This is a genomic window from Dietzia psychralcaliphila, assembly GCF_003096095.1.
GTDB classification, from domain to species: domain Bacteria; phylum Actinomycetota; class Actinomycetes; order Mycobacteriales; family Mycobacteriaceae; genus Dietzia; species Dietzia psychralcaliphila.
Window position 1 is genome coordinate 2613971 of record NZ_CP015453.1, and the last position, 26365, is coordinate 2640335.

Below are 26365 nucleotides of genomic sequence, written 5' to 3' on the forward strand. Positions count from 1 at the left end.
CCTCCGGAGGATGCGGGGTCTCACCCGTGGTGGGGAGGGCGTTGCTCCATCCACCAGTCGTCGCCGAGCCGGACGTCCCGATCACGGGCCTCGTCGGACGTGGTCTCCGGCAGGGTCTCGCCGAACACCTCGTCTATCCGGGCCCTGTCAATCCGGGCCCTGTCGGTGCGGGCCCTGTCGGTCACAGCTCGTCGACCGCCGACAGCTGCGCCACCACGTACGAGACCAGCGGACACAACGTCGCCATCCCATCCCGGATTGCGGCGCGACTCGGCGCGAGGTTGGCGACCACCGTGCTGCCGGACACCCCGACGAGCCCGCGGGAGACGATCGAGTCGACAGCGCCGGCCGTGAGGCCCGACGACCGGATGGCCTCAGCGATGCCGGGCAGCCGCTGGTCGAGGATCTCCTCGGTGACCTCAGGGGTGATGTCCCGTGGACCCACCCCGGTGCCACCCACGGTCACGACGAAGTCGAACCCGCCGACCACCGCCGTCTCCAGGGCCTTGCGCACCTCGGACTCGTCGGACGCCACACCGACGACGCCGCCCACCAGGAAGCCCTCCTCCTCGAGCAGTTCGGTGACCAACGGACCTATCGAGTCCTCACGCTCGTCCAGCCGGTCGGTGACCACCACGACCATCGCCCGACCGGCGATGGGGGTGTCCGCCGGAACGGCGGCCGCGGGGTCGAAATCCACGTCTGTCTGGATCTTGCGACCACCGGGCAGAGACCTCGGGTCAAATCTGGTGCTCATCTCGCCTCTCCCAGTACCACGTCGACAGTCGTCGGCTGTTCGCCCACACGAGCAGCATAGGTGACGGAGATCGTCTCCCCCGGAGCCCTCGAACGGATCGCGGCGACCAGCGCGTCTCCGCCCTCGATAACCCGCTCCCCGACCTTGGTGATCACCGCGCCCTCCTCGATGCCCGCCTGCTCGGCCGGTCCCCCCACCTCGGTGGTGCGTACCAGCGCACCGTCGGTGTCGGGCTGGTCGCTCACCGAGACGCCGAGAACGGCACGGGTGGCGAAGCCCTGCTTGATCAGCTGGTCAGCGATCCGCCGGGCCTGGTCGACGGGGATGGCGAAGCCCAGACCGATCGATCCCGAGTTCCCCGAGCCCAGCGAGGCGATGGCCGAGTTGATGCCGACCAGCTCGCCGTTCATGTTGACCAGCGCACCACCGGAGTTACCCGGGTTTACAGCCGCATCGGTCTGGATGGCGTCGATCACCGTGTTCTGGTCGGATTGTGCACCTCCCGCCCGAACCGGCCTGTCGAGCGCGGAGACGATGCCCGTCGTCACGGTCCCGGACAGTCCGAGCGGGGAACCCACCGCCGCGACGGCCTGTCCCTCGTCGAGAGTCGAGGAGGACCCCAGGGCGATCGGGGTGAGCGATCGGTCGGTGTCCGCCCTGATCACGGCGATGTCCGTGGCCGGGTCGGTGCCGACGACGGTCGCCGGGGCAGTGGACCCGTCGTCGAAGCGCACCTGGATCTGGCCGCCGGTCGCCGCCATACCGATGACGTGGTTGTTGGTGATGATCAGGCCGTCCTGGGTCAGCACCACCCCGGAACCCTCACCACGCCCGGCCTGCCCGCGGACATCGATCGAGACCACGCTCGGCAGGACCTTGTCGGCGACCGCCTCGACGGTGCCGTCCGGGGCCTGACCCTCTGGCTGCTCGGATGCGATCGGTGAGGTCAGCCTCGGGCCGTCGCCACCGCCGGCCACCGTGGCGCCTATCCACCCACCCAGGCCACCCGAGATGAGCATCGCGGCCACCAGCCCGGCGACCACCAGGCCCCGTCCCGACTTGCGGGATGTGGTCGTATCCGGGTCTCCGCCGCTGTATGGGGAGTGCGGGGGCATAGCCGTTGTCGGTTGTCCCGGACCGCCCCAGCCCTGGTTGGGCTGTGCTGAACCGGCCTGCACGTGCCCGTACTGACCAGGCTGTGCGGGACCGTACTGACCGGGACCGGGACCGGGACCGGCCTGTGCCGGACCGTGACCGGGCGGGTCGTCGTTCGCGGGGCCCGGTTGCCGGCCCGCATCGTGGGCACCGTACGGGTTCTCCCCGGCGGGCCGCTGTCCGTATCCACCCGGCCCGTATCCACCCTGTCCGTATCCACCCGGTCCGGCGCCCGGACCTGATGCCCACTCGTCGCCGGGCCGGGGAGCACCCGTACCCCGATCGTTCTCGTTCTCCATACCCGACATGGTTCCTCACCGCGCTGTGCGCCCGCTGAGACAACGGGGATCCCCGGTTCAGTTCGGGGGGAGTTCGCAACCGGGGATCGTCATCCGCACCTCGGTACCACCGCCGTCGGCGTCGTGGATCTCCACCGTCCCACCGTGCCGGGTCACCACCTGACGGACGATCGCCAATCCGAGCCCCGAGCCCGGCATCGCCCGCGCCTCCCGCGAGCGGTGGAATCGTTCGAAGACCAGTTGCCGGTCCGCTTCCGGGATTCCCGGCCCCTGGTCGGCGACGGTCAACTCCACGACCGATTCCGAGACCGGATTCATCCGGACCGTGACCGTGCCCCCGGTGGGGCTCCACTTGGCGGCGTTGTCGCAGATGTTCAGCACCGCACGCTCGATCCCCGCGTTGTCGCCGAACGAGTACCAGGGCGCCAGGTCGACGTCGAACTGCACGTCGTGGCGCCGCCGACGAACCCGCTCGAGGGCCCGCTCCACCGCCTCGGACACCGCGACCGGCTCGAGCTCGACATCCCCGGAATCTTCGCGCGCGAGCTCGACGAGGTCCCCGACCAGCTGGCTGAGCTCGGAGATCTGACCGATCACATCGACCTCGAGGGCCCCCCTGTCGGCAGCCGGGATGGTGGGAGCGCCCGGGCGGCTCGCGGCGATCAGCAGTTCCACGTTGGTCCGCAGACTGGTCAGGGGTGTCTTGAGCTCGTGTCCGGCGTCGGCCACGAGCCTCGATTGTCGCTCCCTGCTCTCCCCCAGCGCGACGAGCATCTGGTTGAAGCTCGCGGTGAGTCGGGCGATCTCGTCGTCCCCCGTCACCGGGATGGGTCGAAGGTCGTCGGTCCGGGCGATCCGCTCCACCGCCCTCGTCAGCCGGGCGACCGGGGCAAGTCCCGTGCGCCCCACCGCCGTACCGGCCACCGCCGCGAGCGCGATTCCCGCGGCACCCACCAGTGTCAGGACGATCGCGAGGCGATTAAGGGCCGCCCTGGTGGGGCTCAGGTCCTGCGCCAGGATGAGTGTGGACCCGTCGCGGACCCCCACCGCGTAGATCTGCTTGCCGCCGGCCGTCCGCAGACTCGACTCGGCCTCGCCCCGCACCACCGCGATCTCGGGGCTGCCGATCTGGAACGGTTCACCGGTGGCGGTCCGGACGCCGGAGGGTGCGACGATCTGCGCGTCCAGATTGGGGTTGAAGGCCCGCAGAGCGATCAGCGTGCTGCGGGACTGGAGAGCGAACTCCGAGGCGAGCTGACTGTTGACCAGTTGATCGGCCTGTTGCTGGAGTCGGTTGTTGACGTCGCTGTACATCGACCCGGACACGACGAAGTACGCCGCGACGGCCATCAAGGCCACCGCTACGCCCACCGAACTGGCCGCCAACAGGGTCACCCGCTGGTGCAGGGAGATCGGTGTGGAGCCCCACCCCACCGTGCGGGCTGGCACTACGGCGTCTCGCGCAACACGTATCCCACGCCACGAACGGTGTGGATCAGACGACTCTCGCCGTCGCCTTCGGTCTTACGGCGGAGGTAGCCGATGTACACCTCGAGAGCGTTCCCCGAGGTGGGGAAGTCATAGCCCCACACCTCCTCCAGGATGTGACTCCGGGTGAGGACACGGCGGGGATGGTGCAGGAGCAACTCGAGCAGGGAGAACTCGGTGCGGGTCAGCTGGATCCGGCGCTCACCACGGGTGACCTCGCGGGTCGCCAGGTCCATCCGCAGGTCCTCGAACTCCAACACCTCGTCGACGTCCTCCGCCTCAGGTCCCCGACGGCGCAGCAACGCCCGCAGCCGGGCAAGCAGCTCCTCCAGGGCGAAGGGCTTGGGCAGGTAGTCGTCGGCACCCGCGTCCAGGCCCGCCACCCGCTCCGACACCGCGTCCCGGGCGGTCAGCATGAGCACAGGGAGGTCATCCCCCCGGCTACGCAGGATCCGGCACACCTCGAGGCCGTCGCGGCGGGGCATCATCACGTCGAGGATCACCGCGTCCGGACGGTTCGCGTCCAGTCGCTCGACAGCCTCGATTCCGTCCCCCGCGAGCTCCACGGAGTAACCGTTGAACGTGAGGGAGCGGCGCAGGGATTCACGGACGGCCTGGTCGTCGTCCACAACGAGGATCTTCATAGGGGGAAGTCTCTCGCACACGCCTGAACCACGGCTGAGGAATTCCCCGACGGATCACCGACGCCGCCCCTCGCAGACCGACGCCGACGAGCCCGGTGGGTCCGTGGGGACCCACCGGGCTCGTGACCGGGCGTGTGCGTGCGACGCTCAGGCGTCGCCGGGCTCAGTTGTCTCGGCGCTCGGCTCTCAGCTGCGCAGAGTCAGCGGTCGAGGTCGACGAGGCCGAGCTTCGCGGCCTTGACCAGTCGACGCGGCAGCACCACGGCGCGGCCGTCGATCTTGGTCTCCTGGAGGGCCGGGTTGTCGGCCTTCCACTGCGAGCGGCGGGAATGGGTGTTGGCGCGCGAGAGGCGACGCTTCGGAACTGCCATGACTATTACGTCCTCAGGGTCTCGGGTGTGGGTGTGGGCCGGTGGCGAACCGCCGGCCCGCGGCTCACTTGGTGCGGCGGGTGCGGTTGCCGTAACGGCGCTGGAACTTCTCGACACGGCCGGCCGTGTCCATGACGCGCTGCGCGCCGGTCCAGAACGGGTGCGACTCGCTGGTCACGTCCACGACGATGAGCGGGTAGGAGTTGCCGTCCTCCCACTCGACGGTGCGCTGGCTGGTCGCGGTGGAACGGGTGAGGAACTTGGTGCCCGTGCCCGCGTCCTGGAAGACCACCGGGTGGTAGTCGGGGTGGATGTCGTTCTTCATACTTGGATCCCTCTAGCTCGGTAGAAGTCTTGGGTCTGGCGCCCGCCCCGTCAGGAGCGTGCAAATGCCAGTGGCCGAACCGGGGATCCCGGTATCAGCACACGCATCGGTAGATCGTACCCGTACGATGACCGGGTACTCAATTCGTGGTCTCGGGGTGCGCTCCGTGCGCGCTCCTTACCGGCGCTGACGTGCTGATTACCGTTTCCCGCGGTCGGGCCGTAAACTAGACCATCGCTGTTGTCTGCACGTTTGCTATCGCCTCTCACGGTGCCCGCGACGTGATGATCCGCTGCTGCTCGGCCTAGGCCGACCGGGAGCTCCGACCATCACGCGCCACCGTACGAGGAGGCGGAAGGAGAACCACGCCATGTCGGCGCATTGCCAGGTAACGGGACGGAAGCCGGGTTTCGGCAAGTCCGTCTCGCACTCACACCGCAGGACCAACCGTCGCTGGAACCCGAACATCCAGCGCCGTAGCTACTTCGTGCCCTCCGAGGGTCGTCGCGTCACGCTGACGGTCTCGACCAAGGGCATCAAGACCATCGACCGCGATGGCATCGAGGCCGTCGTGGCCCGTATCCGCGCCCGTGGGGAGAAGATCTGAGATGGCACGTAACGACGTTCGACCCATCATCAAGCTCAAGTCCACGGCCGGGACCGGGTTCACCTACGTGACCCGCAAGAACCGCCGTAACAACCCGGACCGCATCGTCCTCAAGAAGTTCGACCCGGTCGTCCGCAAGCACGTCGAATTCCGAGAGGAGCGCTGACCCGTGGCCAAGAAGTCAAAGATCGCGCGTAACGAGCAGCGCAAGGCCAAGGTGGCCCGATTCGCCGAGCGGCGCGCCGAGCTCAAGGCTGTCATCAAGAACCCCGAGAGCACGGACGAGGCGCGTATGGACGCCCAGACCGCGCTCAACAAGATGCCGCGTGACGCCTCGCCCGTGCGGGTGCGTAACCGCGACGTCGCCGACGGCCGCCCGCGCGGCTACCTCCGTAAGTTCGGTCTCTCCCGCGTCCGGATGCGCGAGATGGCCCACCGTGGCGAGCTGCCCGGTGTCACGAAGTCGAGTTGGTGAGTAGGTAATCATGGCTAAAGCGCGTAGCACTCCGTCCAAGAAGGTCCGGGCCCAGGAAGGCCGTCGTCCCAAGAAGAACCCGTTGAAGGTCGCGGGTATCGAGACGGTCGACTACAAGGACGTCAACACCCTCCGCACGTTCATCTCCGATCGTGGCAAGATCCGTTCACGCCGCGTCACCGGCCTCACGCCGCAGCAGCAGCGTCAGGTCGCCGTCGCGGTCAAGAACGCCCGCGAGATGGCTTTGCTGCCGTTCACCAGTCGCTGAGCCACTGCTCGGCGCGGTCGAACCGCACCGCCCGTCCCGCCCGCGGTAGCTAGCCGCCGACCGGACAACAGCAACCCGATCGGGGTCGCGCCTCCTGCCCGCAGGAGTGCTCGGCCCCGATCGGCGTTACCGCTCCCCCTCCCCCGAATCCGAGGAGTCCGCAGTGGTCGGCGTCCTTAACGGCTTCGCCGTGATCGTCGCTCTCGTCGCACTGGGTTGGCTGCTCGCCCGCTCCCGGGTCCTCGGCACCGACGCGCGCCTAGTGCTCAACCGGCTCGTGTTCTTCGTCGCCACCCCGGCCCTGCTGTTCGACGCCCTCGCCCGCACCACGCTCGACCAGGTCTTCACCGGCGTCTTCGTGGTCTCCGCCGGTACGGCGCTCGTGATGGCGCTGGCCTACGTTCTCATCGCGAAAGTGTGGCTCCGACGACCGGCCGCCGACCTCGCCGTCGGCGCCCTGGCCGCCAGCTACGTCAACTCCGCCAACCTGGGTATCCCCATCGCCGTGTACGTCCTGGGGGACTTCGGGTTCGTCATGCCCCTCCTGCTGTTCCAGGTGGCGGTGCTGCAGCCGGTCGCCATTGCCGTCCTCGAGCGCGCCGCCCGGACGGAGGGCACGACGGACGGCCGTGGAGGTGCATTCGCCTCGGCGCTCCAGGCAGCCCGGACCCCCCTCGTCCTGGCCGCTCTCGCCGGGGTGGTGGTGGCCGCCCTGCCCTGGACACCGCCCGACCCTCTCCTCGAGCCCGTTCACCTGGTGGGTCAGATCTCGGTCCCCGGCGCGCTCCTGGTGTTCGGCATGTCCCTCTACGGCGTCAAGGTGCTCGAGGCCGGCGCCTCGCCGCGCCGGGAGATCTGGCTGGCCAGCGTGCTCAAACTGGTGGCGCACCCTCTGCTCGCCTACGCCATCGGCAGCGGCCTCATGGGCATGCGGGGTCACGAGCTGCTCACCGTGGTGGTGGCCGCCGCCCTGCCCACCGCGCAGAACGTCCTCGTGGTGGCCACCCGCTACGGACACGGGACGCTGCTCGCCCGCGACTCGGCGGTCCTCACCACCCTCGGTGCCCTCCCCGTTCTGCTGCTGGTGTCGGCACTGCTGGCCTGATCCCCCCGCTCGTTGTGGTGGAGTAGATCGTATGGCGCCGAAGAGCAGGACCACGTTGCGCGACGTCGCGCAGGCTGCCGGCGTCTCCGTCCCGCAGGCCAGCCTGGCGCTCAACGGACAGGGTCGTGTCGCAGCCGGCACGGTGCGCCGTGTGCGTGACGCCGCCGACAGGCTGGGGTACCGCCCCAACCCGGCCGCGCGCGCCCTGCGGCTGGGTCGTGTGGACGCCGTGGGACTCATCACCAGAAACCTCTCCAACTCCTATTTCCTCGATGTGCTCCGAGGGATGGAGGCCGTCACCTCCTCGCGGGGTTCGCACGTGGTCGTCATGGACTCCGGTTACGATTCCGCGACCGAACTGGCGGCGGTACGCCGCATGGCCGACGGACAGGTGAGCGCCCTGGCGATCGCCCCGGTCGGCGGGACGGAGGCGGTCGACTGGTGGCGGGCCAACCGCCCCGAACTGCCGATCGTCCAGATCAACACATCGCCCTCCCCCGTGGTCACCACGGTGGGCCCGGACAACACCAGGGCCGTGACCCTGGCGGTCGACCATCTCGCGGGCCTGGGCCACCAACGGATCGGCTTCGTCTGCGCGCCGGCGGCGGACGCCGCCGATCCGGACCGCACCCAGGCCTACCTCGTTCGTGCGGGAGAACTGGGACTGAGCCCGGAGATCCTGCCCTGCCGACTGCGTTTCGACGACGTGCGGGATCTCGTCGCCGACCAGCTCGCCGACCCGGGAGGCATGCGCACCTTCCTCATGAACTCCGACTACACCGCCTCCGCGGTGTACCGGGCCGCTCGGGACGCGGGGGTCGAGGTGGGGCGCGACGTGAGCGTGCTCGGACACGACGACCTGCCCACGTCGGGGCTGCTCGCGCCGGCCATGACAACGGTTGCCTTCGACCGCCGGCTCGTCGGGCAGATCGCCGCGACCGAACTCCTCGAGCCCGGGCCGGCGCCCCGCACCGCGATGGTCCCCGTCCACCTGATGGTCCGCGACTCCGTCGCCGACCTCCGCCGCTGACCCACTCGACCGGGCGGATCGGTAGCCCGAGAACATCCAGGACGCGGGTGAACGGTCGGCGAACAGTGCCCGAAGTGGCCGCCCCACCCATTGCCAAACCGATTTGGCACGCGTTTGCTGATACCCGGCTCGGCGCCCGCCGCGGCCAACGGCGCTGACAGGTTCGGGCCGACAACGACCACGGATCAGACGACCAAGGATCAGACGATGACTCTCTCACGCACCCTGCGCACGCTCGCTGCGACCGCCGCAGCCGGACTCGCCCTGACCGCCTGCGGCAACGCCGACACCGCTGGCGAGGAAGCCCCGTCGACCGCGGCCGGGGACTCCGGCACGGTCATCACCTACAACAGCCCCTCGGAGTGGGGGAACTTCGGCGAGGTGCTGGCGGCCTTCTCGGACGAGACGGGGATCTCCGCCCCGAACGACCCCAAGAACTCGGGACAGACGCTCGCCGCTCTCCAGGCCGAGGCCGCCTCCCCCGTCGCCGACTCCGCCTACGTCGGCATCGCGTTCGCCGACCAGCTGGTGCAGGCGGATCTGCTCAGCGCCTACACCCCCGAGGGAGTGGAGTCGATCGACGAGGACCTCCGCGATCCCGACGGCCGGTGGCACACCCTGCACACCGGCGCGGTGGCGTTCATCGTCAACAAGGATCATCTCGGGGACGCCGAGGTGCCGCGGACGTGGGAGGACCTGACCAAGCCCGAGTACCGCGGCAAGGTGGGATACCTCGACCCGACCCAGGCCGCGGTCGGCTACTCGGTCGCCACCGCCGCCAACGAGGCGATGGGCGGGGACCTGGACAACTGGGAGCCCGGTCTGGAGTACCTCAGCCGACTCAAGGACAACGGCGCCGTGACGCCGGCCCAGACCGCGACCGCGCTGGTGGGCCAGGGCGAGATCCCGATCCTCATCGACACGGATTTCAACGGCTACAAGCTGCAGGAGGAGGGGATCGACGTCGAGGTCGTGATCCCCGAGGAGGGCAGCCTCCTCATCCCCTACGTCGTGGGGATCGTCAACGGCGCGCCCAATCGGGACAACGCGGAGGAGCTCCTCAACTTCTACTTCTCCGAGCAGGGTCAGCAGCTCTTCGCCCGCGGGTTCATGCGTCCGGTGATCGGGTCGATCCCGGACGATATGGCCGCCAAGATGCTCCCGGACGCCGACTACGAGCGGGCCCGCACCGTCGACTACGTCAAGCAGGGTGCGGTCCAGGAGGACTTCATCGCCGCCTTCACCGCCGAGGTCGGTCGTTGACCGTCCGCACCCGGGTGTCCCCCACCGCGGCGGGTGGTCCCCGCTGGGGATGGCTCGCCGCGGTCCCGGGGGTCGTCTTCCTCCTGGCGTTCGCTCTGTACCCACTGGTCTCTCTGATGCAGAACGCCGTCGGGCTCGGACGTACCGGGCTGCGGGAGGAGTCGGGGCTCACCGCCGACTACCTCGTCGCCGCCCTCAGTTCGGAGGCGATCCAGCGCGCGGTGGTCAACTCGCTCGCGGTGTGTGTCTCGGCGGTGGGGATCGCCATCGCCCTGTCGATCCCGCTGGTCCTGCACCTGGCGGCCCGCTCGCACGCCGGACGCAACACCTCACCGGTGGATTCAGCCTTCACGCTTCCCGTCGCCCTCCCCGGGACGATCATCGGGTTCTTCGCCGTGGTCCTGCTGGGCAACACTGGTCTGCTCGGCCTGTGGTTCCCGCAGCTGGCGGGCACCGCCTACATCATCCCCGGACTCGTGGTGGCCTACACCTACTTCTCCCTACCGAGAATCATCGGACCGCTCCGAGGTGCCGCGGAGAACCTGGATCCGGCGATGCCCGAGACCGCGCGTTCACTGGGCGCCGGACGCGCCCGGGTCTTCGTCACCGTCACCCTTCCCCTGCTGCTGCCGGCGATCATCGAGGCGTCGGGGACCGCGCTGGCGGTCGCGCTCGGGGGATACGGCACGATCGCCGTCCTCGCCCGCGGCGACCGACTGCTCCCGCTCGAGGTGGTGGACGGTCTCAGCTCCGCCGGGTTCAACATCGCCACCGCGTCCGCCAACGCCCTGATCCTGGCGGTCCTGGCCGCCGCGTTCCTGCTCGCCGGCCGGGCGGTCGCCCGGATCACCGAGAGGATGGTCGCCCGATGACCGCGTCCCGCGTCTGGCTGTGGCTCATGCTCGGCGTCGTCCTGGTCCCCATGATCGCGACATTGGTCGTCGCGACCAGCGTGAGCTTCATCGCGGGCCCGTACACCGGCGGGTTCACACTGGACTGGATGGGCCTCGGGTTCCGGCTGCTCTCCCCCACCCTCCTGCACAGCGCCACCGTCGGGGTGGCCGTCGCAGTGATCAACCTCGTCGTGGGCGGCCCGCTCGCGTGGTGGTCGTCCCGCTCCTCCTCCTTCACGGCCCGCGCGGTCGGCTACCTCGCCACGGTCCCGCTGGCCGTCCCGGGTATCGCCATCTCGGTCGCGTTGATCGGCACGTACGCCGAGCTGCGGCCGAGCGGGCTGCTGCTGCTCATCGGCCACGTCGTGTTCACGCTGCCCTTCACCCTGGCCGCGCTGGTCCCCGTCCTCGCCTCCGATCGGTTGGACGAGTGCGAGCAGGTCGCGCTGAGCCTCGGTGCCTCCCGGGTGCGGCAGGTCCTCACCATCACCATCCCGTGGTGCCTGGTCGCGATAGTCCAGGCCGCGGCGATGTCGTACGCCCTGAGCTACGGCGAGTTCAACATCAGCTTCTTCGTCAACGCCCCGGCTAATCCCACGGCGCCGTTCGCCCTGTTCGACGCCTATCAGACGCGGCGGCTCGAACTGGCGTCGGCGATGTCCGTGTGGTTCATCGTCTCCCTGCTCCCGGTGTTCGCGGTTCTCGTCGCGCTGCGCGCCCGCATGCACGAAAGGTCCCTGTCATGAACACCTCGGCCATGAGCACCTCCGTCGCGAGTACCTCCCCCGGTCTGGCCCTCGACGACGTCTCCGTCCGGTACGGCGACACCCTCGCCGTCGACGGAGTCACGATCGACGTCCGCGAGGGTGAGATCCTCGCCCTGGTCGGCCCCAGCGGGTGCGGAAAGACCTCCGTCCTCCGGTCGATCGCCGGCATGGTCCGTCCGTCCACCGGACGGATCCGCATCGGGGGCACCGACGTCACCTCCACGCCACCCGCTCGCCGCAACATCGGACTGGTCCCCCAGTCGTACGCGATGTTCCCGCACATGTCGGTGCGCGGGAACGTCGAGTACGGGTTGCGGGCGCGCGGGGTGAACCGGGCCGAACGGACCCGTCGCACCGACGAACTCCTCGAACTGGTCCACTTGTCGGAGTACGCGGGACGGCGGCCCGGTGCACTCTCCGGTGGCCAGCGCCAACGGGTGGCCCTGGCCCGGGCACTGGCGATCGACCCCACGGTTCTCCTCCTGGACGAGCCCCTCTCCGCGCTCGACCCACAACTACGGGCAGGTCTGCGCCGGAGCCTGTCCGCGAACCTCGCCCAGGTCGGGTGCACCACGGTGATCGTCACCCACGACCAGCAGGAGGCGCTGGCGCTCGCCCACTCGATCGCGATAGTCCGGGACGGCCGTGTGATCCAGCACGGGACGCCTGATGACCTCTGGAACCACCCGGTCGACGAGTTCGTGGCAGATTTCCTGGGTTCGGGCCGAATCCTCGAGACCTTGCGCACCCCGGACGCGGTCGAGGTGCTGGGCGGCCGGTGGCGGATCCCGGAATCCGGCATCGACGTCACCCGCGTGGAGCGTGATTCCCCGGGTTCCGGTGGCCGGGTACTCGTCCGCCGCGACTCCCTGCGGATCGCTGACGCGGACACTCCGGGATCCACCACCGCCCGCGTACTCCACGCCGAGTTCGCCGGCACCGTCACCCGGCTGCGCATCGATGTGCACGGCACGGAACTCGACATGGACCACGTCGGGCCCGCCGACCTCGGTCCGATCGTCACCGTGGCCGCCAGAGACGAAGGGATCGTGTTGCTGTGACCACCGTCGAGGTTCTCGGCTGCAACGCCACCGCCCCCGGCCGGACCGGAGCCGCGTCGAGCTACCTGGTCCGGGAGGAGGCGACCGCCGTGCTCGTGGACGCCGGACCCGGATCCCTGCTCAGCTTCGCGCGCACCCACGACCTGTCCGAGCTGAGCGGCATCGTGGTGACCCACCTACACGCGGACCACAGCCTCGACCTCATGGCCTGGGCGTACCGCTGGACGTTCCCCGACGTACTCCCGCGGATCCCGCTCTACGTACCGGCGGAGGAGATGGGCCGTCTCGAGCGATTCGACGAGCTCTTCGGGATACCCACCCTGCCGACCATGGTCTCCCCCATCCGGTCCGCCTTCGACGTGCGCGGACTGGAGCTCGACTCAAGGACTCCCGTCGGGATCGGCAGCTGGACGATCACCCCTCATCGCGCGCTGCACTCGGTGCCGTCCGCCGCACTGCGGTTCGCGGGCGCGGACGGGGTGGTCTGCTTCTCCTCGGACACCGGCCCGTGCCGCGGAGTCGTCGACGCAGCCACCGGGGCGGACGTGTTCGTGTGCGAATCCACCGTCCTGGCCGCCGACGACGACGTGATCCACGGCCACGGGCACCTCACGCCGGAACTCGCCGCCGGGATCGCCTCCGAGGCCGGGGCACGTCATCTCGTCCTCACCCACTTCGCGCGGCCGGAGGAGGCGCAGGAGATGGGACGGATCGCGTCACGCCACTTCGACGGCCCGGTGACGGTGGCGCGAGAGGGCGCGACCGTGTCTGTGGACGCGCGGTAGCCCAGCAGCCGGGGCACCGCGGCAGGACAGCAGCCGCTCAGGCCGCCCCCGCCGCGACGATCCCGGCGAACACCACCGCGTTGTTGACCCCGTGCAGCACGATCCCGGGCACGATCGACCGGTACCACTGCGCCATCACACAGAGGGAGATCCCCACCACCAGCAGGTACGGCAGCGCGGGCGGGATCAGGTGTACGGCCGCGAAGACCGCTCCCGCGAGGGCGATCCCCGGGACTGCCCGGAACCTCGCACGCAGCGCGGGCAGGACGATCCCCCGGAAGACCACCTCCTCGGCCACGGGCACGAGCGCCGCCACGGCGAGCAGCCCCAGGAGGACGAACGCCGGCCCACCGGTGGCGAGGTCCTCGAGCCCGTCGTCGGAGCCCTCCGGCCCGGTGCCCAGTGGTATGAGCACGATCATGGAGGCCACGACCCCCGCGATCATCACCGCCGGGATCTGCCACAGCAGGTGCATCGGCGAGCGCGCCGGCGGGCGCAGCCCCACGTCGGCCCAACCCAACCCGCGTCGGCGCAACAGATGGACCCGCACGGCGACCAACGCGGCCACCGCCGTGCCGCCGAGCACCACGAGGGCGAGCAGGGCGGTGTCGGGGCGGGCGGTGTCCAGGGTGCTCGCGGCGAGGAGGCCGAGGAGTACGACGACGACGAAGCCGACCACGTACCCCACGACCCATGCCAACGCCGAGAGCGCCGCCCGACCCCGGACCGGTGTGGTCCAGAGTCCGGCGGCGCCGGTGCCTGGTGCCGTGATTACCGCAGGTCCTCGGCCACGCGGTACGGGGCTCCCGTGGCGGCGGCGATCTGCTCGAGGGTCACCCCGTCGACCAGCTCGATCAGGGTCAGCCCGTCGGAGTCGCGGTCGAATACTCCCAGTTCGGTGATGATCCGGTCCACGCAGCCCAGGCCGGTGAGCGGGAGCGAGATCTCGGAGACGATCTTGGACGAGCCGTCCTTGGCCACCTGGTCCATCACCACGACGATGCGGCGGGCGCCCACGACGAGGTCCATCGCGCCGCCCATGCCCTTGACCATGGCTCCGGGCACCATCCAGTTGGCGATGTCGCCGGCCGGGTTGACCTCCATCGCACCGAGGATGGCCACGTCGATCTTGCCCGAACGGATCATCCCGAAGCTCATCGCGGAGTCGAAGATCGACGAACCGGGGAGCGTGGTGACGGTCTCCTTGCCGGCGTTGATCAGGTCCGGGTCGACGTCGTCCAGGTGCGGGTAGGGGCCGATCCCCAGCAGCCCGTTCTCCGACTGCAAGGTGACGTTGACGTCCTCGGGGACGTAGTTGGGGACCATCGTCGGGAGCCCGATCCCGAGGTTGACGTACTGGCCGTCCGAGAGTTCGAGGGCCGCGCGGGCGGCCATCGCCTTGCGGTCGCGTCCGATCCTGCTCATCAGCGCTGTCCTTCCGAGGGCGGGTTGGTGGTGGTCTTCTCGATCCACTTGGTCTGCTCCACCTGCTGCGGCGTGAGTTCGACCAGGCGGTGCACGAAGATGCCGGGCAGGTGGATGTCGTCGGGGGCCAGCTCGCCGACCTCGACGATCTTCTCCGCCTCGACGATGCACACGCGGCCGGCCATGGCGGCCAGCGGCGAGAAGTTGCGGGCGGTGAGGTTGAACCGCAGATTGCCGCTGCGGTCGGCGACCGCGGCACGCACCAGCGAGAAGTCGGCCTCGATGGCCTGCTCGAGCACGTAGGTCTCGCCGCGGATCTCCCGGGTCTCCTTGGGGGGTGAGGCCAGTGCGACGCCACCGTCGGAGTCGTACTTCCACGGCATCCCGCCGTCGGCGACGTAGGTACCGACACCGGTGCGCGTGTAGAACGCCCCGATCCCGGAGCCGCCGGCGCGCATCCGCTCGGCGAGGGTGCCCTGCGGCGTGAGCTCCACCTCGAGCTCACCGGACAAGTACTGGCGCGCGAACTCCTTGTTCTCGCCCACGTACGACGAGACGATGCGCCGGAGCTTTCCGGACTCGAGGAGCATGCCGAGGCCCTTGCCGTCGACACCGGCGTTGTTGGAGAACACCTCGAAGTCCCCGACGTCGCGGGCCGCGAGGGCCTCGATGACGACCTGCGGGATCCCGCACAGTCCGAACCCGCCGGCGGCGATCGACGCCCCGTCCGGGATATCCGCGACGGCCTCCGCCGCGGTCATGATCTTGCTGGACATACACATACTCCTTGTCAGGTCTGGGGAGGTCGTCAGGCGATGCCGAGGATCTCGATGGCCGTCTTGCGCATGTCGACCTTGCGGACCTTGCCGGTGACGGTCATCGGGAACTCGTCCACCACGTGGACGTACTTCGGGATCTTGTGACGTGCCAGCTTGCCGGTGGCGAAGTCGCGGACCTCGTCGGCCGTGAGGTCGTCGCGCCCCGGCTTGAGGCGGACCCACGCCATGAGCTCCTCGCCGTACTTCGGATCCGGGACCCCGATCACCTGGGCGTCGAGGATGTCGGGGTGCGTGTAGAGGAACTCCTCCACCTCACGCGGGTAGATGTTCTCGCCTCCGCGGATCACCATGTCCTTGATGCGGCCGGTGATCTTGACGTAGCCGTCGGCGTCCATCTCCCCGATGTCACCGGTGTGCATCCACCCGTCGGCGTCGAGCGCCTCGGCGGTCTTCTCCGGCTCGTTCCAGTACCCGACCATCACGCTGTAGCCCTTGGTGCAGAACTCCCCCGCCTCACCGCGCGGCAGGGTCTGGCCCGTCTCGGGATCGACGATCTTGATCTCCAGGTGCTGACCGACCCGCCCGACGGTGGCGACGCGGCGGTCGAGTGAGTCGTCGGCGCGGGTCTGGGTGGACACCGGGGAGGTCTCGGTCATGCCGTAACAGATCGACACCTCCTCCATGTTCATCTGGTCGATCACCTGACGCATGGTCGCCTCCGGGCACGGCGAACCCGCCATGATCCCGGTCCGGAGGGACGACAGGTCGTAGGAGTCGAAGTCCTCGAGCGCGAGCTCGGCGATGAACATGGTCGGCACGCCGTAGAGGCTCGTGCACTTCTCCTGCGCCACCGCCCGCAGCGACGCCGCGGGGTCGAATGCCGGCGCGGGGATCACCATGCACGACCCGTGGGTGGTGCAGGCGAGGTTGCCCATCACCATGCCGAAGCAGTGGTAGAAGGGCACCGGGATGCAGACCCGGTCGACTTCCGAGTAGTTGATCGTCTCGCCCACGAAGTATCCGTTGTTGAGGATGTTGGTGTGCGAGAGGGTGGCGCCCTTGGGGAATCCCGTCGTGCCCGAGGTGTACTGGATGTTGATGGGGTCCCCGGCGCCGAGTCCGGCGCGGATCCCGGCCAGCTCCTCGGCATCGGTGGGCCCCGACATCATCGACTCCCACTCCTCGTCGCCGAAGAGCACGACCACATCGAGGTCCGGGCAGCTCGGCTGGACCTGCGAGAGCATGCCGGTGTAGTCGGAGTCCTTGAACTGGGGCGCCGCGACCACTGCTTTGATCCCGGCCTGCTTGAGGACGTACTCAAGCTCGTGGACGCGGTAGGAGGGGTTGATGTTGACCAGCACCGCACCGATCTCGGCGGTGGCGTACTGGATCATCACCCACTCCCACCGGTTGGGAGACCAGATGCCCACGCGGTCGCCGGTCCGGATCCCGAGGCGCAGCAGGCCCGAGGCCAGCCGGCGGACGTCGGCGTGGAACTCCGTGTAGGTCCAGCGGCGTCCGGCCTGCACGTCGACGAGGGCGTCGCGGTCGCCGAAGCGCTCGACCGTGGCGGCCAGGTTGTCGGCGATCGTCTGCGTGAGCAGCGGGACGTCGGCGTCCCCACGGGTGTGGGACAGGGCGGGGTCCAGTGGGGTGGAATCGAGATCGGTGGTGGTCATCCCGGTGCTCCTTGAGGGTGGGGTCGGACGGCCCACGAAGTGGGGGTTGCAGTGTCAGGTGGCGGCGTATCAGGTGGTTGCGGCCGCGGCGCGACGCATCGTCGCCTCGGCCTGACGGAAGACGGGGCCGTCGACCATGCGGCCGTCCAGCCGGAAGACGCCCTGGTTGCTCTCGGCGGCGTCGAGGACCTTCCGGGCCCAGGCCACCTCGTCGTCGTCGGGCGCGAAGGCCTGCCGGACCACCGCCACCTGGGACGGGTGGATACAGGCGGTGGCCACGAACCCCAGGGCGACGGCGTCGAGCGCCTCGGCGCGCTGACCAGCCTCGTCGGCGATGTCGAGGTGGACCGAGTCCACCGCCCACCGACCGAACGCGGCCGCCGCGAGCGCGACCTGCGCACGGGCGTGACGCGGGACGTCGCGGTACTCCCCCGCGACCCGGGGGCCGCCGGCCTCGACGCCCGAGAAACGGCTGGTCGAGCCGCCCATCGCGGCGAGCAGGTCCTCGGCGCCCCACATCATCCCGGCGCATCCGGGTGCGGCGGCGATCTCCGCCGCGCGGATCACGCCGAGGGGCGTCTCCACCAGCGCCAGGACCGCCGCGCCGGTGGCGGCGTGGACGTCCGCGACCTGTGCGGCCGACTCGGTCTTGGCCAGCATGACGCACCGGTAGTCGGTGTCGGCGAGAGCCTCGAGGTCGGCGGCGTGGTCGTCGGTGCCCATCGGGTTGACGCGGACGATCGTGCGCTCCGGGTCCAGGTCGGAGGCCCGCAGCGCCTCCCGGGCTGCTGGTCGGGCGTCCGGCGCGACCGCGTCCTCCAGGTCCACGATCACCACGTCCGCCCGCTCGGCCGCCTTGGTGTAGCGCTCCGGGCGGTCGGCCGGGCAGAACAGCAGTGCCGGGCCGGGCGGGATCCAGGCCGGGGTCATGCCGATCCCTGTCCCGTGGACTCGGCGGGGCGCTTACGGACCAGGGTCTTGCGGACGGCCTTGGCCACGATGTCGCCGTGCTGGTTGCGTCCGATGTGCTCGAGGGTCACGATCCCCTCGCCCGGACGCGACTTCGATTCCCGCTTCTCGGTGCACACGGTCTCGGCGTAGAGGGTGTCCCCGTGCAGCATCGGCTTGGGGAAGCTGACCTCGGAGAAGCCCAGGTTGGCCACGATGGTGCCCTGCGTGAGCTGGGCGACCGACAGTCCGACGAGGGTCGAGAGCGTGTGCATGGAGTTCATGAGCCGCTCCCCACCGAAGCCCGACTGCTCGGCCGACCACGCCGCGTCCAGATGCAACGCCTGGGTGTTCATGGTCAACGTGGTGAACAGGACGTTGTCCGTCTCGGTCATCGTGCGGCCGGGGCGATGGAGGTAGGCGGTACCGACCTCGTACTCCTCGAACCACAGACCACGCTGGAGAACCTCTTTGCGCGTCTCGGTTCCGTGCTGCTCAGACATCTCTACAGCCCCAGACCGCGCGCGATCAGCATGAGCTGCACCTCGGTGGTGCCCTCGCCGATCTCGAGGATCTTGGAGTCCCGGTAGTGCCGGGCCACCAGGTACTCGTTCATGAACCCGTAGCCGCCATGGATCTGGGTGGCGTCCCGGGCGTTGTCCATGGCCGCCTCCGAGGAGACCATCTTGGCGATGGCCGCCTCCTTCTTGAAGGGCTTGCCGGCCAGCATGAGACGCGCGGCCTCGTAGTAGGCGCAGCGCGCGGTGTGGGCGCGGGCCTCCATGCGGGCGATCTTGAAGGAGATCGCCTGGAACGAGCCGATCTTCTGGCCCATGGACTCGCGTTCACGCGCATACCTGACCGACTCGTCGACGCAACCCTGGGCGGCGCCGGTGGCCACCGCGGCGATCGCGATGCGGCCCTCGTCGAGGATCGACAGGAAGTTCGCGTAGCCGCGCCCCTCCTCGCCGAGGATGTTCTCCGCCGGGACCCGCACGTCCGCGAAGGTCAGCGGGTGCGTGTCGGAGGAGTTCCAGCCGACCTTGTCGTAGGCCGGTTCGACCGTGAAGCCGGGGGTGCCCGACGGGACGATGATGGTGGAGATGGCCTTCTTGCCGTTATCCCGGATCCCGGTCACCGCGGTGACGTTGACCAGCGAGGTGATGTCGGTCCCCGAGTTGGTGATGAACTGCTTGTTGCCGTTGACCACCCATTCGTCACCGTCACGCTTGGCGGTGGTCTTGGTTGCTCCGGCGTCCGAACCCGCACCGGGCTCGGTGAGGCCGAAGCCGGCGAGCTTCTTGCCCGCGGCGAGATCGGGGAGCCACGTGTTCTTCTGCTCGTCGGTGCCGAAGTGGTAGATCGGCATCGCGCCCAGGCCCACGCCGGCCTCGAGCGTCATGGCGGTCGACTGGTCGACACGGCCCAGTTCCTCGAGCGCCAGGGAGAGGGCGAAGTAGTCGCCGCCCATGCCACCGAACTCCTCGGGGAAGGGCAGGCCGAACAGGCCCATCTCGCCCATCTTGGCGACGATCTCGTACGGGAACGTGTGGTTGCGGTCGTGCTCGGCCGAGGCGGGGGCGACAACCTTGTCGGCGAACTCGGCGACCGTGACCTTGAGGTCCTGGTAGTGCTCTTCCAACTCAGGCATCGGTTTCTCCTTGTGCTTCCTCGGTGGAGGGGTGGGGCTCGACGGTCGCGAGCAGGTGGTCGGCGGGCACCTGCTCGCCGGTGGAGACGTTGAGGCGGACCACGCCGTCGATCGGCGCGGTGAGCGCGTGCTCCATCTTCATGGCCTCGACGGCCAGGACGTTCTGTCCGGCCGTCACCTCGTCGCCGTCGGCGACGAAGCAGGCGATCACGGAACCGGGCATGGGGCTGAGGATCTGACCGTCAGACATCCCGGCGTCGTGGATCCGGGAGTCGATGAGCGGCAGCAGCCGCAGGTCCCAGGTGCCCCCGTCGCCGGCCACCCAGTAGGTGTCCGCCGCCCTGTGGTCATGGGAACGGACGACGGTCCAGCGCTGCTGGGTGCCGTCGACGGTCAGTCGGAGCGACGCGCCGTCCCGGGCCACGCGGGCGTGGTGGCGCGCGGAGACGGTCGCCTCGGCGGTGGAGCCGATCGTCGCGTCGGTGATGGTCACCTCGGCGTCGTCGGGGGTGCCCCTGAGGCCGACGGTGACGGCGTCCGAACCCGGACCGGAGTCCAACCGGGTCCACACCTCGGCGCGCCCACCGACCCGCCAGCCGTTGGGCACATCCCACGGGCCCCGCCGGTTGGCCGGCACGCGGGCCCAGCGCTCCTCGGTGCGGTGCATGGCCACCGCCACCAGTGCACCCCCGGGCGCCGGGGTGGCGGTGTAGTTGTCGACGGTGCGGTCGAGCAGACCCGTGTCGAGGTCTCCGGCCACGACCTCCGGCTGCGAGAGCAGGAAGCGACAGAAGTCGATGTTGGTCCGCAGGCCCAGCACGTGGGTACCGGCCAGCGCCGCGTCGAGACGGGCCAGCGCCTCACCGCGGTCGGCACCGTGGGCGATGACCTTGCCGAGCATCGGGTCGTAGTCGCTGCCCACGACCGTGCCGACGCGCAGGCCGGAGTCGACCCGGATGCCGTCACCGGACGGTTCCTCGAGCCCGAGCACGGTGCCGCCGGTCGGCAGGAAGCCCTTTGCCGGGTCCTCCGCGTAGACGCGCGCCTCGATCGCGTGGCCGGTGAGGGTGATGTCCTCCTGGCGCAGCGTCAGCTCCTCACCCGCGGCGATGCGGACCTGCCAGTCCACCAGGTCCACGCCGGTGACCATCTCGGTGACCGGGTGCTCGACCTGCAGTCGGGTGTTCATCTCCATGAAGAAGAACTCGTCCGGGGCTTTGGCCGAGACGATGAACTCGACGGTGCCGGCGCCCACGTAGCCCACCGAGCGGGCGGCGTCGCACGCGGCGGTGCCGATGCGCTGCCGGGTGATCTCGTCGAGCAGCGCGCTGGGCGCCTCCTCGATGACCTTCTGGTGGCGGCGCTGCAACGAACACTCACGCTCGCCCAGGTGGATGACGTTGCCGTGGGTGTCGGCGAGGACCTGCACCTCGATGTGGCGCGGGGTGTCGACGAACCGCTCGAGGAACAGCGTGTCGTCGCCGAAGGCTCCCGCCGACTCACGGCGGGAGGAGTCGAGCGCGGCGCGCAGGTCCTCCGCCCGCTCCACGCGGCGCATGCCCTTGCCGCCCCCGCCCGCGGACGGCTTGACGAGGACCGGGTACCCGACCTCCTCGGCACCGGCGACCAGGTCGTCGTCGGTCAGTCCCGGCCGGGAGATCCCGGGCACGGTGGGTACGTCCCGGGCCGAGACCGCGGCCTTGGCCGTGATCTTGTCGCCCATGGTCTCGATCGCGGTGGCCGGCGGCCCCACGAAGATCAGGCCCGCCTCCTCGAGTGCCCGCGCGAAACGCGAGTTCTCGGACAGGAATCCGTAGCCGGGGTGGACGGCCTGCGCGCCGGTCTGGCGGCACGCGTCGATCACCTTCTCGAAGTCGAGGTAGGACTGCGAGGCCTGGGCCGGGCCCAGGCGGACGGCGGCGTCGGCCATGCGCACGTGCAGGGCGTCCGCGTCGGCGTCGGAGTAGACGGCGACCGAGCGGATACCCGCTGCCCGCAGCGAGCGGATCACGCGGCACGCGATCTCACCGCGGTTGGCCACCAGAACGGTGTGGAGTTTCTGGGACAGTTCTTCTGACATGGGGCTTCTCACATCCTGAAGACGCCGTTGTTGACCGGCTGGAGGGGGGCGTTGGCCGCGGCCGCGAGGGCCAGACCGAGGACGGTGCGGGTGTCGGCGGGATCGATGATCCCGTCGTCCCAGAGGCGGGCCGTGGAGTAGTACGCGGTGGACTGCTCCTCGAACTGCTCTCGGATGGGCGCGGTGAACTCCGCCTGCTGCTCGTCGGTCCACTCCCCGCCCGACTTGGTCACCTGTGCGGCACGGACCGATGCGAGGGTGTCGGCCGCCTGCGGTCCGCCCATCACGGCGATCCGGGCGTTGGGCCACATCCACAGGAAGCGCGGCGAGTACGCACGGCCACACATCGAGTAGTTGCCGGCGCCGAAGGAGCCGCCCACGACCACCGTGAACTTGGGGACGCGCGCGCACGCCACGGCGGCGACCATCTTGGCACCGTTCTTGGCGATGCCGCCCGCCTCGTACTGGCGGCCGACCATGAATCCGGTGATGTTCTGCAGGAAGATCAACGGGATCTTGCGACGGTCGCACAGCTCGATGAAGTGGGCGCCCTTGAGGGCGGACTCGGAGAAGATGACGCCGTTGTTGCCGATGATCCCCACCGGATGGCCGTGGATCCGCGCGAACGCGGTGACCATCGACGTGCCGTAGTCCTTCTTGAACTCGGTGAACTCGCCGCCGTCGACGACGGTGCCGATGATGTCGCGCACGTCGTACGGTTGCCGTGAGTCGACGGGCACCAGGTCGTAGAGGTCGGTCTGCGGGCGAACGGGCTCGCGGGGCTCGAGCACCTCCCAGTCCGGCTCGGGCGCCGGCGGGCAGGTCGCGATGATCTCGCGGACCTTCATCAGGGCGTCGTAGTCGTCGTCGGCCAGGTGGTCCACCACGCCCGAGGTCTTGGCGTGCAGATCGCCACCACCGAGCTCCTCGGCGGTGACCTCTTCACCGGTGGCAGCCTTCACCAGCGGCGGACCGGCGAGGAAGATCGTGCCCTGGTTGCGGACGATGATGGCCTCGTCGCTCATGGCCGGGACGTAGGCACCGCCGGCCGTGCACGAACCCATGACGGCGGCGATCTGCGGGATCCCCTGGGCGGACATGGTGGCCTGGTTGTAGAAGATGCGACCGAAGTGATCCCTGTCCGGGAAGACGTCGTCCTGTTGGAGCAGCATCGCGCCGCCCGAGTCCACCAGGTAGATGCACGGCAGGTTGTTGGCCAGAGCCACCTCCTGGCCGCGGAGGTGCTTCTTGACGGTCATCGGGTAGTAGGTGCCGCCGGACACGGTCGCGTCGTTGGCGATCACCAGGCATTCGCGCCCGGAGACGCGCCCGATCCCGGCGACGACGCCGGCGCCCGGTGCCTTGCCCCCGTACATCTCCTCAGCGGCCAGCGGGGAGAGCTCGAGGAACGGGCTACCAGGGTCTAGTAGGACGTCCACGCGCTGGCGGGCGAGTAATTTGCCCCGCTCGAGGTGACGGGCACGGGCCTTCTCCCCGCCGCCCAGCGCGGCCCGCTCGAGGCGGTCGCGGAGGTCGACGAGGAGTTCCTCGTGCGCCTGACGGTTGGTGGTCGAACGATCGGTGGTCGCGGAAGTCATCAGCGCCGCTCCCTTTCAGTTAAGTCGGATTAACTGAGTTCGACCATAGTGCCATGGCTCACAGAAGTCCAGAGGGGATCGCGGACAGCCCCCGCCCCCCGGTGACGAACGGACGCCGCGGCACACCGGGCCCCGGAAGGGGCATTACGGAGAAAATGCAGGTCAAGTGCTTAGGCTAACCTGACGTAGCAGAGCCTTTCCTTGCTTGCAAGTCGAGGCGATCGGGGGTTGACTCGGTGACACCCGAACGGACCGACACAACCGGTCCACCACCAGCTGGATCACGACAACCGATACGAGGAGCAACCGCCATGGCCACTCTCACCGGAATCAGCAACTGCACCGTCACCACGTGCTCGTTCAACGCCGACGCGGACTGCACGGCCCCGGCCATCACGGTCGCGGGATCGCCCGATCACGCCGAGTGCGGGACGTTCATCTCACTGGACGTCCGCGGCGGCCTGCCCACCGCGAGCGCGCACGTCGGCGCGTGCCAGCGTGTCGAGTGCACGCACAACAAGGACCTGCTCTGCTCCGCGGAGTCCGTGGAGATCGGCTCCGGCGCCGACACAGCCGATTGCCTGACCTACTCCGCGGCGTAGGTCACCGCAGGCGGAGGGGACGGGTTCAACTCGCGCGGGCCACGTACTGGCCCATCTCGCGGACCACGTCCCCGACACACTCCGCCCGGGTCATGAACGGCAGGTGCACGACATCGGCGTCGCGCCCCAGAGCGGTCAGCAGATGGAGACCGTCCGGGTCGACGCCCAGCACGAACGGCGGCCGAGTCGGGTCTCCCGACCCGGCCAGAATCGCCAGGTCCTCCCCGAAGCGTGCCCGGATCTCGTCCGCGAGACCGGGCGCCTCGGCGGCCAGGGGATCCGGGGGCACCGAATCCAGGTCGCGGGCGAGGACGGTTCCCTCGTGCCCGAGTCGACGCACCTGCAGCTCGCCGAGTTCGATCTCGACCTCGACGACCCACCCCTCGCCCTGACGCGCGGCACGAGCCACACCGAAGCCGTAGAGGCTGGCGACGTGCACCTTCGCCTCGACGATCGGGGCGAACTCGTCGATCATCACGACCACCTCGACGGAGGAGCCCGGCTCGACGATCAGGCCTGACCACGGTGCGGGGGCCCCGGTGACGACGACGGAACCGCCGCCGATCCAACGGTGCTGCGCGGAGACCATGACATCCGAGCGGTCCCGGGTCCCGCGGACGGCGATCGTGGCGATGCCCGCCCCGTCGAGTAACCGTCGAGCGCCCGTGACGACAGGATCCGACACGATCGGGTGCACTGCCATCGTTTGCCCTCCACGGGTCGCCCGCTACACAGCGGTGAAGCTGCAGCGAGGATAAGGTGACGCTCGCCTAACTAAGGTACACCTAACATGCAGGAGAACCCCGGCCGTTGTCAAGGGGGGAGCCCTACAGTGGGGGCGTGACCGACACCACAGCCGACGCCGCCGCCGACATGACGCCCGCCGCGAGCCCGCGCCGCGTCCACGCCTTCCGGGACGATGCGCTCGGGTACGACGACGCCACCGCCCTCGCCGAACGCATCCGCACGGGGGAGGTCTCGCCCACCGAACTGGTCGAGGCGGCGATCGACCGTTGCGCCGCGGCGGACCCTGTCCTGGGCGCCCTGGTACATACCGACTTCGACCGCGCGCGACGCCGCGCGTCCTGGGTCGAGGACTCCCGGCTCTCCGGTCCGCTCTCCGGTGTGCCGTCGGCGTTCAAGGACGCGGTCCGGGTGGAGGGACTGCCCATGACGCTCGGCTCGTCAGCGATTCCCGCGCGACCCGCCCTCCACGACGGCCCCTACGCACCGCTCTTCCGCGCCACCGGCCTCATTCCGGTGGGGACCACCGCGATGCCACCGTTCGGCTGGACCGCCGCCACCGAGCGGCAGGGCGGCCTGGTCACCCGCAACCCGTGGGACACCGACCGCACCAGCGGCGGGTCGTCGGGTGGATCCGCGGCGTTGGTGGCCGCCGGCGCGCTGCCGATCGCCCACGCCAACGACGGCGGTGGGTCGATCCGGATCCCCGCGGCGGTGACAGGTCTCGTGGGGTTCAAGCCGAGTCGCGGCAGGCACCCCGACGAGAAGTTCGCGGCGAACATGCCGATCCCGATCATCTCCCAGTCCGTGGTCACCCGGTCAGTTCGCGACACCGTGGCGTTCCTGACCGCCTTCGAATCCGGATACCGCCCGGTCGGGGTCCCGCCACTGAGTTCGGTCGCCCCGGCCCCGGAGCGGCGGCTGCGGATCGGCCTCGTCGAGCACAGTCCTGCGGGCGAACCGACCGATCCGGCGACCCTGGCGGTGTTGCGAGAGACCGCCGAGCGGCTGGCCGCGCTGGGTCACGAGATCGTCCCGACCCACGCGCCGGTCCCGGCCTCGTTCCGGGAGGACTTCATCGCGTACTGGGGCCTGCTCGCCCTGGCCACGTCCTCCGTTGGCCGGAGCACCTTCAGTCCGGAGTTCGACGCGGGGCGGCTCGACCCGTTCACGATCGGCCTCGCCGGGATGGCCAGGCGAGGCCTCCCCACGCTCCCGCTACATCTGTACCGCCTGTATCGGACCAGGCGTCGGTTCGACTCCGCGTTCGGGGACCTCGACGTGTACCTCAACCCGGTGGTCAACCACGAGACCCCGGAGGTCGGGTACCTGGACGCCGACCTGCCCTACGAGACCCACCTCGAGCGGGTGTCCGACTGGGTCACCTTCACCCCGCTCCAGAACATCGCCGGCTCACCCGCCGTCTCGCTGCCCACCGGCCGGGCGCCGGACGGTCTGCCCATCGGGGTGCACCTGTCGGCGAGGATCGGCCACGACCGTCTGCTGCTCGAACTCGCCTCCGAGTACGAGGCGGCGTACCCCTTCGCCCGCATCTGGGAGTAACCC

Annotated in this window: 30 protein-coding genes; 13 read left to right on the plus strand and 17 right to left on the minus strand. The window is 69.6% G+C overall.

All coding sequences use genetic code 11. From position 1 onward, the window contains the following. Positions 1–20: 20 nt before the first annotated feature. The 7 genes from A6048_RS18415 to A6048_RS12000 all read right to left on the minus strand — a co-directional run bounded on the left by A6048_RS18415 (position 21) and on the right by A6048_RS12000 (position 5039). Positions 21–185 carry a hypothetical protein gene (locus tag A6048_RS18415; protein ID WP_162845657.1) on the minus strand — a complete coding sequence of 55 codons (165 nt, stop codon included), beginning with the start codon at positions 183–185 and terminating at the stop codon, positions 21–23. Continuing rightward, positions 182–757: a MogA/MoaB family molybdenum cofactor biosynthesis protein gene (locus A6048_RS11975; RefSeq protein ID WP_107746469.1), complete on the minus strand. Its 576-nt coding sequence runs from the start codon at positions 755–757 to the stop codon at positions 182–184. Before A6048_RS11975 ends, A6048_RS18415 begins: the two co-directional genes overlap by 4 nt. Continuing rightward, positions 754–2211 carry a S1C family serine protease gene (locus tag A6048_RS18815; RefSeq protein WP_107746467.1) on the minus strand — a complete coding sequence of 486 codons (1458 nt, stop codon included), beginning with the start codon at positions 2209–2211 and terminating at the stop codon, positions 754–756. Before A6048_RS18815 ends, A6048_RS11975 begins: the two co-directional genes overlap by 4 nt. Before the next feature lie 57 nt (positions 2212–2268). Continuing rightward, complete coding sequence (locus tag A6048_RS11985; protein WP_107746465.1) at positions 2269–3660, minus strand: sensor histidine kinase; 1392 nt, start codon at positions 3658–3660, stop codon at positions 2269–2271. Then, a complete protein-coding gene (locus A6048_RS11990; RefSeq protein ID WP_107746463.1) occupies positions 3660–4343 on the minus strand; it encodes a response regulator transcription factor in 684 nt (227 codons plus the stop codon). Before A6048_RS11990 ends, A6048_RS11985 begins: the two co-directional genes overlap by 1 nt. Before the next feature lie 200 nt (positions 4344–4543). After that, positions 4544–4714: a 50S ribosomal protein L32 gene (gene rpmF / locus A6048_RS11995; RefSeq protein WP_107746461.1), complete on the minus strand. Its 171-nt coding sequence runs from the start codon at positions 4712–4714 to the stop codon at positions 4544–4546. Positions 4715–4778: 64 nt separating this feature from the next. Further along, entirely contained in the window at positions 4779–5039 is a 261-nt protein-coding gene (locus A6048_RS12000) for a type B 50S ribosomal protein L31 (protein WP_107746459.1), read from the minus strand. A 370-nt stretch (positions 5040–5409) separates the two neighbouring features. Here A6048_RS12000 and rpmB point away from each other — a divergent pair, with 370 nt between their 5' ends. The 11 genes from rpmB to A6048_RS12055 all read left to right on the plus strand — a co-directional run bounded on the left by rpmB (position 5410) and on the right by A6048_RS12055 (position 13293). Continuing rightward, positions 5410–5646: a 50S ribosomal protein L28 gene (gene rpmB, locus A6048_RS12005; protein WP_010542299.1), complete on the plus strand. Its 237-nt coding sequence runs from the start codon at positions 5410–5412 to the stop codon at positions 5644–5646. 1 nt (position 5647) lies between these two features. Further along, on the plus strand, positions 5648–5812 hold the full coding sequence (gene rpmG / locus A6048_RS12010; protein ID WP_017836290.1) for a 50S ribosomal protein L33: 165 nt from the start codon (positions 5648–5650) through the stop codon (positions 5810–5812). A 3-nt stretch (positions 5813–5815) separates the two neighbouring features. Beyond that, on the plus strand, positions 5816–6121 hold the full coding sequence (rpsN, locus tag A6048_RS12015; RefSeq protein WP_107746457.1) for a 30S ribosomal protein S14: 306 nt from the start codon (positions 5816–5818) through the stop codon (positions 6119–6121). A gap of 10 nt (positions 6122–6131) precedes the next feature. Next, complete coding sequence (gene rpsR / locus A6048_RS12020) at positions 6132–6389, plus strand: 30S ribosomal protein S18 (RefSeq protein ID WP_017836288.1); 258 nt, start codon at positions 6132–6134, stop codon at positions 6387–6389. A gap of 163 nt (positions 6390–6552) precedes the next feature. Then, positions 6553–7494, plus strand: coding sequence for an AEC family transporter (locus tag A6048_RS12025; RefSeq protein ID WP_107746455.1), 942 nt, complete (start codon positions 6553–6555; stop codon positions 7492–7494). A gap of 31 nt (positions 7495–7525) precedes the next feature. Then, positions 7526–8524, plus strand: a complete 999-nt coding sequence (locus A6048_RS12030; RefSeq protein WP_107746453.1) for a LacI family DNA-binding transcriptional regulator — start codon at positions 7526–7528, stop codon at positions 8522–8524. A 207-nt stretch (positions 8525–8731) separates the two neighbouring features. Next, positions 8732–9787 (plus strand): extracellular solute-binding protein, encoded by a 1056-nt coding sequence (locus A6048_RS12035; protein ID WP_107746451.1) that lies wholly within the window; start codon positions 8732–8734, stop codon positions 9785–9787. Next, positions 9784–10659 carry an ABC transporter permease subunit gene (locus A6048_RS12040; protein ID WP_200837354.1) on the plus strand — a complete coding sequence of 292 codons (876 nt, stop codon included), beginning with the start codon at positions 9784–9786 and terminating at the stop codon, positions 10657–10659. The genes A6048_RS12035 and A6048_RS12040 overlap by 4 nt, the downstream gene beginning before the upstream one ends. After that, on the plus strand, positions 10656–11426 hold the full coding sequence (locus A6048_RS12045; protein WP_200837353.1) for an ABC transporter permease: 771 nt from the start codon (positions 10656–10658) through the stop codon (positions 11424–11426). The genes A6048_RS12040 and A6048_RS12045 overlap by 4 nt, the downstream gene beginning before the upstream one ends. Further along, complete coding sequence (locus tag A6048_RS12050) at positions 11423–12508, plus strand: ABC transporter ATP-binding protein (protein ID WP_107746449.1); 1086 nt, start codon at positions 11423–11425, stop codon at positions 12506–12508. The genes A6048_RS12045 and A6048_RS12050 overlap by 4 nt, the downstream gene beginning before the upstream one ends. After that, positions 12505–13293, plus strand: a complete 789-nt coding sequence (locus tag A6048_RS12055; protein ID WP_107746447.1) for an MBL fold metallo-hydrolase — start codon at positions 12505–12507, stop codon at positions 13291–13293. Before A6048_RS12050 ends, A6048_RS12055 begins: the two co-directional genes overlap by 4 nt. Before the next feature lie 37 nt (positions 13294–13330). On the opposite strand, the gene A6048_RS12060 is transcribed toward A6048_RS12055, so the two are convergent. The 9 genes from A6048_RS12060 to A6048_RS12100 all read right to left on the minus strand — a co-directional run bounded on the left by A6048_RS12060 (position 13331) and on the right by A6048_RS12100 (position 23453). Continuing rightward, positions 13331–13993, minus strand: coding sequence for a CPBP family intramembrane glutamic endopeptidase (locus A6048_RS12060; protein ID WP_235027460.1), 663 nt, complete (start codon positions 13991–13993; stop codon positions 13331–13333). A gap of 71 nt (positions 13994–14064) precedes the next feature. Next, entirely contained in the window at positions 14065–14718 is a 654-nt protein-coding gene (locus A6048_RS12065) for a 3-oxoacid CoA-transferase subunit B (RefSeq protein ID WP_107746445.1), read from the minus strand. Then, positions 14718–15494, minus strand: coding sequence for a CoA transferase subunit A (locus A6048_RS12070; RefSeq protein WP_107746443.1), 777 nt, complete (start codon positions 15492–15494; stop codon positions 14718–14720). Before A6048_RS12070 ends, A6048_RS12065 begins: the two co-directional genes overlap by 1 nt. Positions 15495–15526: 32 nt before the next feature. After that, positions 15527–17176, minus strand: a complete 1650-nt coding sequence (locus A6048_RS12075; protein ID WP_107746441.1) for an AMP-binding protein — start codon at positions 17174–17176, stop codon at positions 15527–15529. Between the two features lie 69 nt (positions 17177–17245). Beyond that, entirely contained in the window at positions 17246–18106 is an 861-nt protein-coding gene (locus A6048_RS12080) for an HpcH/HpaI aldolase/citrate lyase family protein (RefSeq protein WP_107746439.1), read from the minus strand. Continuing rightward, complete coding sequence (locus tag A6048_RS12085) at positions 18103–18627, minus strand: MaoC family dehydratase (protein ID WP_107746437.1); 525 nt, start codon at positions 18625–18627, stop codon at positions 18103–18105. Before A6048_RS12085 ends, A6048_RS12080 begins: the two co-directional genes overlap by 4 nt. 2 nt (positions 18628–18629) lie before the next feature. Continuing rightward, positions 18630–19775, minus strand: coding sequence for an acyl-CoA dehydrogenase family protein (locus tag A6048_RS12090; RefSeq protein ID WP_107746435.1), 1146 nt, complete (start codon positions 19773–19775; stop codon positions 18630–18632). Then, positions 19768–21855 carry an acetyl/propionyl/methylcrotonyl-CoA carboxylase subunit alpha gene (locus A6048_RS12095; RefSeq protein ID WP_107746433.1) on the minus strand — a complete coding sequence of 696 codons (2088 nt, stop codon included), beginning with the start codon at positions 21853–21855 and terminating at the stop codon, positions 19768–19770. The genes A6048_RS12090 and A6048_RS12095 overlap by 8 nt, the downstream gene beginning before the upstream one ends. Positions 21856–21863: 8 nt before the next feature. After that, on the minus strand, positions 21864–23453 hold the full coding sequence (locus A6048_RS12100; RefSeq protein WP_107746431.1) for a carboxyl transferase domain-containing protein: 1590 nt from the start codon (positions 23451–23453) through the stop codon (positions 21864–21866). 311 nt (positions 23454–23764) lie between these two features. Here A6048_RS12100 and A6048_RS12105 point away from each other — a divergent pair, with 311 nt between their 5' ends. Continuing rightward, the gene (locus A6048_RS12105) at positions 23765–24055 is read left to right on the plus strand and encodes a DUF1540 domain-containing protein (RefSeq protein ID WP_107746429.1); all 291 of its coding nucleotides are present in this window, start codon (positions 23765–23767) and stop codon (positions 24053–24055) included. 25 nt (positions 24056–24080) lie between these two features. Here the strand turns inward: A6048_RS12105 and A6048_RS12110 are convergent, their stop codons facing one another. Further along, entirely contained in the window at positions 24081–24758 is a 678-nt protein-coding gene (locus tag A6048_RS12110) for a hypothetical protein (RefSeq protein ID WP_107746426.1), read from the minus strand. 137 nt (positions 24759–24895) lie between these two features. Here A6048_RS12110 and A6048_RS12115 point away from each other — a divergent pair, with 137 nt between their 5' ends. After that, positions 24896–26362: an amidase gene (locus A6048_RS12115; protein WP_107746424.1), complete on the plus strand. Its 1467-nt coding sequence runs from the start codon at positions 24896–24898 to the stop codon at positions 26360–26362. Positions 26363–26365 lie beyond the last annotated feature (3 nt).

Excerpts from the sequence above, each read along its gene's own strand:
- A6048_RS11975 (WP_107746469.1), bottom strand. The coding sequence starts at position 757 with ATGAGCACCAGATTTGACCCGAGGTCTCTGCCCGGTGGTCGCAAGATC.
- A6048_RS18815 (WP_107746467.1), bottom strand. The coding sequence starts at position 2,211 with ATGGAGAACGAGAACGATCGGGGTACGGGTGCTCCCCGGCCCGGCGAC.
- A6048_RS11990 (WP_107746463.1), bottom strand. The coding sequence starts at position 4,343 with ATGAAGATCCTCGTTGTGGACGACGACCAGGCCGTCCGTGAATCCCTG.
- rpmF (WP_107746461.1), bottom strand. The coding sequence starts at position 4,714 with ATGGCAGTTCCGAAGCGTCGCCTCTCGCGCGCCAACACCCATTCCCGC.
- A6048_RS12000 (WP_107746459.1), bottom strand. The coding sequence starts at position 5,039 with ATGAAGAACGACATCCACCCCGACTACCACCCGGTGGTCTTCCAGGAC.
- rpmB (WP_010542299.1), top strand. The coding sequence starts at position 5,410 with ATGTCGGCGCATTGCCAGGTAACGGGACGGAAGCCGGGTTTCGGCAAG.
- rpmG (WP_017836290.1), top strand. The coding sequence starts at position 5,648 with ATGGCACGTAACGACGTTCGACCCATCATCAAGCTCAAGTCCACGGCC.
- rpsR (WP_017836288.1), top strand. The coding sequence starts at position 6,132 with ATGGCTAAAGCGCGTAGCACTCCGTCCAAGAAGGTCCGGGCCCAGGAA.
- A6048_RS12030 (WP_107746453.1), top strand. The coding sequence starts at position 7,526 with ATGGCGCCGAAGAGCAGGACCACGTTGCGCGACGTCGCGCAGGCTGCC.
- A6048_RS12035 (WP_107746451.1), top strand. The coding sequence starts at position 8,732 with ATGACTCTCTCACGCACCCTGCGCACGCTCGCTGCGACCGCCGCAGCC.
- A6048_RS12045 (WP_200837353.1), top strand. The coding sequence starts at position 10,656 with ATGACCGCGTCCCGCGTCTGGCTGTGGCTCATGCTCGGCGTCGTCCTG.
- A6048_RS12050 (WP_107746449.1), top strand. The coding sequence starts at position 11,423 with ATGAACACCTCGGCCATGAGCACCTCCGTCGCGAGTACCTCCCCCGGT.
- A6048_RS12065 (WP_107746445.1), bottom strand. The coding sequence starts at position 14,718 with ATGAGCAGGATCGGACGCGACCGCAAGGCGATGGCCGCCCGCGCGGCC.
- A6048_RS12070 (WP_107746443.1), bottom strand. The coding sequence starts at position 15,494 with ATGTCCAGCAAGATCATGACCGCGGCGGAGGCCGTCGCGGATATCCCG.
- A6048_RS12075 (WP_107746441.1), bottom strand. The coding sequence starts at position 17,176 with ATGACCACCACCGATCTCGATTCCACCCCACTGGACCCCGCCCTGTCC.
- A6048_RS12080 (WP_107746439.1), bottom strand. The coding sequence starts at position 18,106 with ATGACCCCGGCCTGGATCCCGCCCGGCCCGGCACTGCTGTTCTGCCCG.
- A6048_RS12085 (WP_107746437.1), bottom strand. The coding sequence starts at position 18,627 with ATGTCTGAGCAGCACGGAACCGAGACGCGCAAAGAGGTTCTCCAGCGT.
- A6048_RS12090 (WP_107746435.1), bottom strand. The coding sequence starts at position 19,775 with ATGCCTGAGTTGGAAGAGCACTACCAGGACCTCAAGGTCACGGTCGCC.
- A6048_RS12095 (WP_107746433.1), bottom strand. The coding sequence starts at position 21,855 with ATGTCAGAAGAACTGTCCCAGAAACTCCACACCGTTCTGGTGGCCAAC.
- A6048_RS12100 (WP_107746431.1), bottom strand. The coding sequence starts at position 23,453 with ATGACTTCCGCGACCACCGATCGTTCGACCACCAACCGTCAGGCGCAC.
- A6048_RS12105 (WP_107746429.1), top strand. The coding sequence starts at position 23,765 with ATGGCCACTCTCACCGGAATCAGCAACTGCACCGTCACCACGTGCTCG.
- A6048_RS12110 (WP_107746426.1), bottom strand. The coding sequence starts at position 24,758 with ATGGCAGTGCACCCGATCGTGTCGGATCCTGTCGTCACGGGCGCTCGA.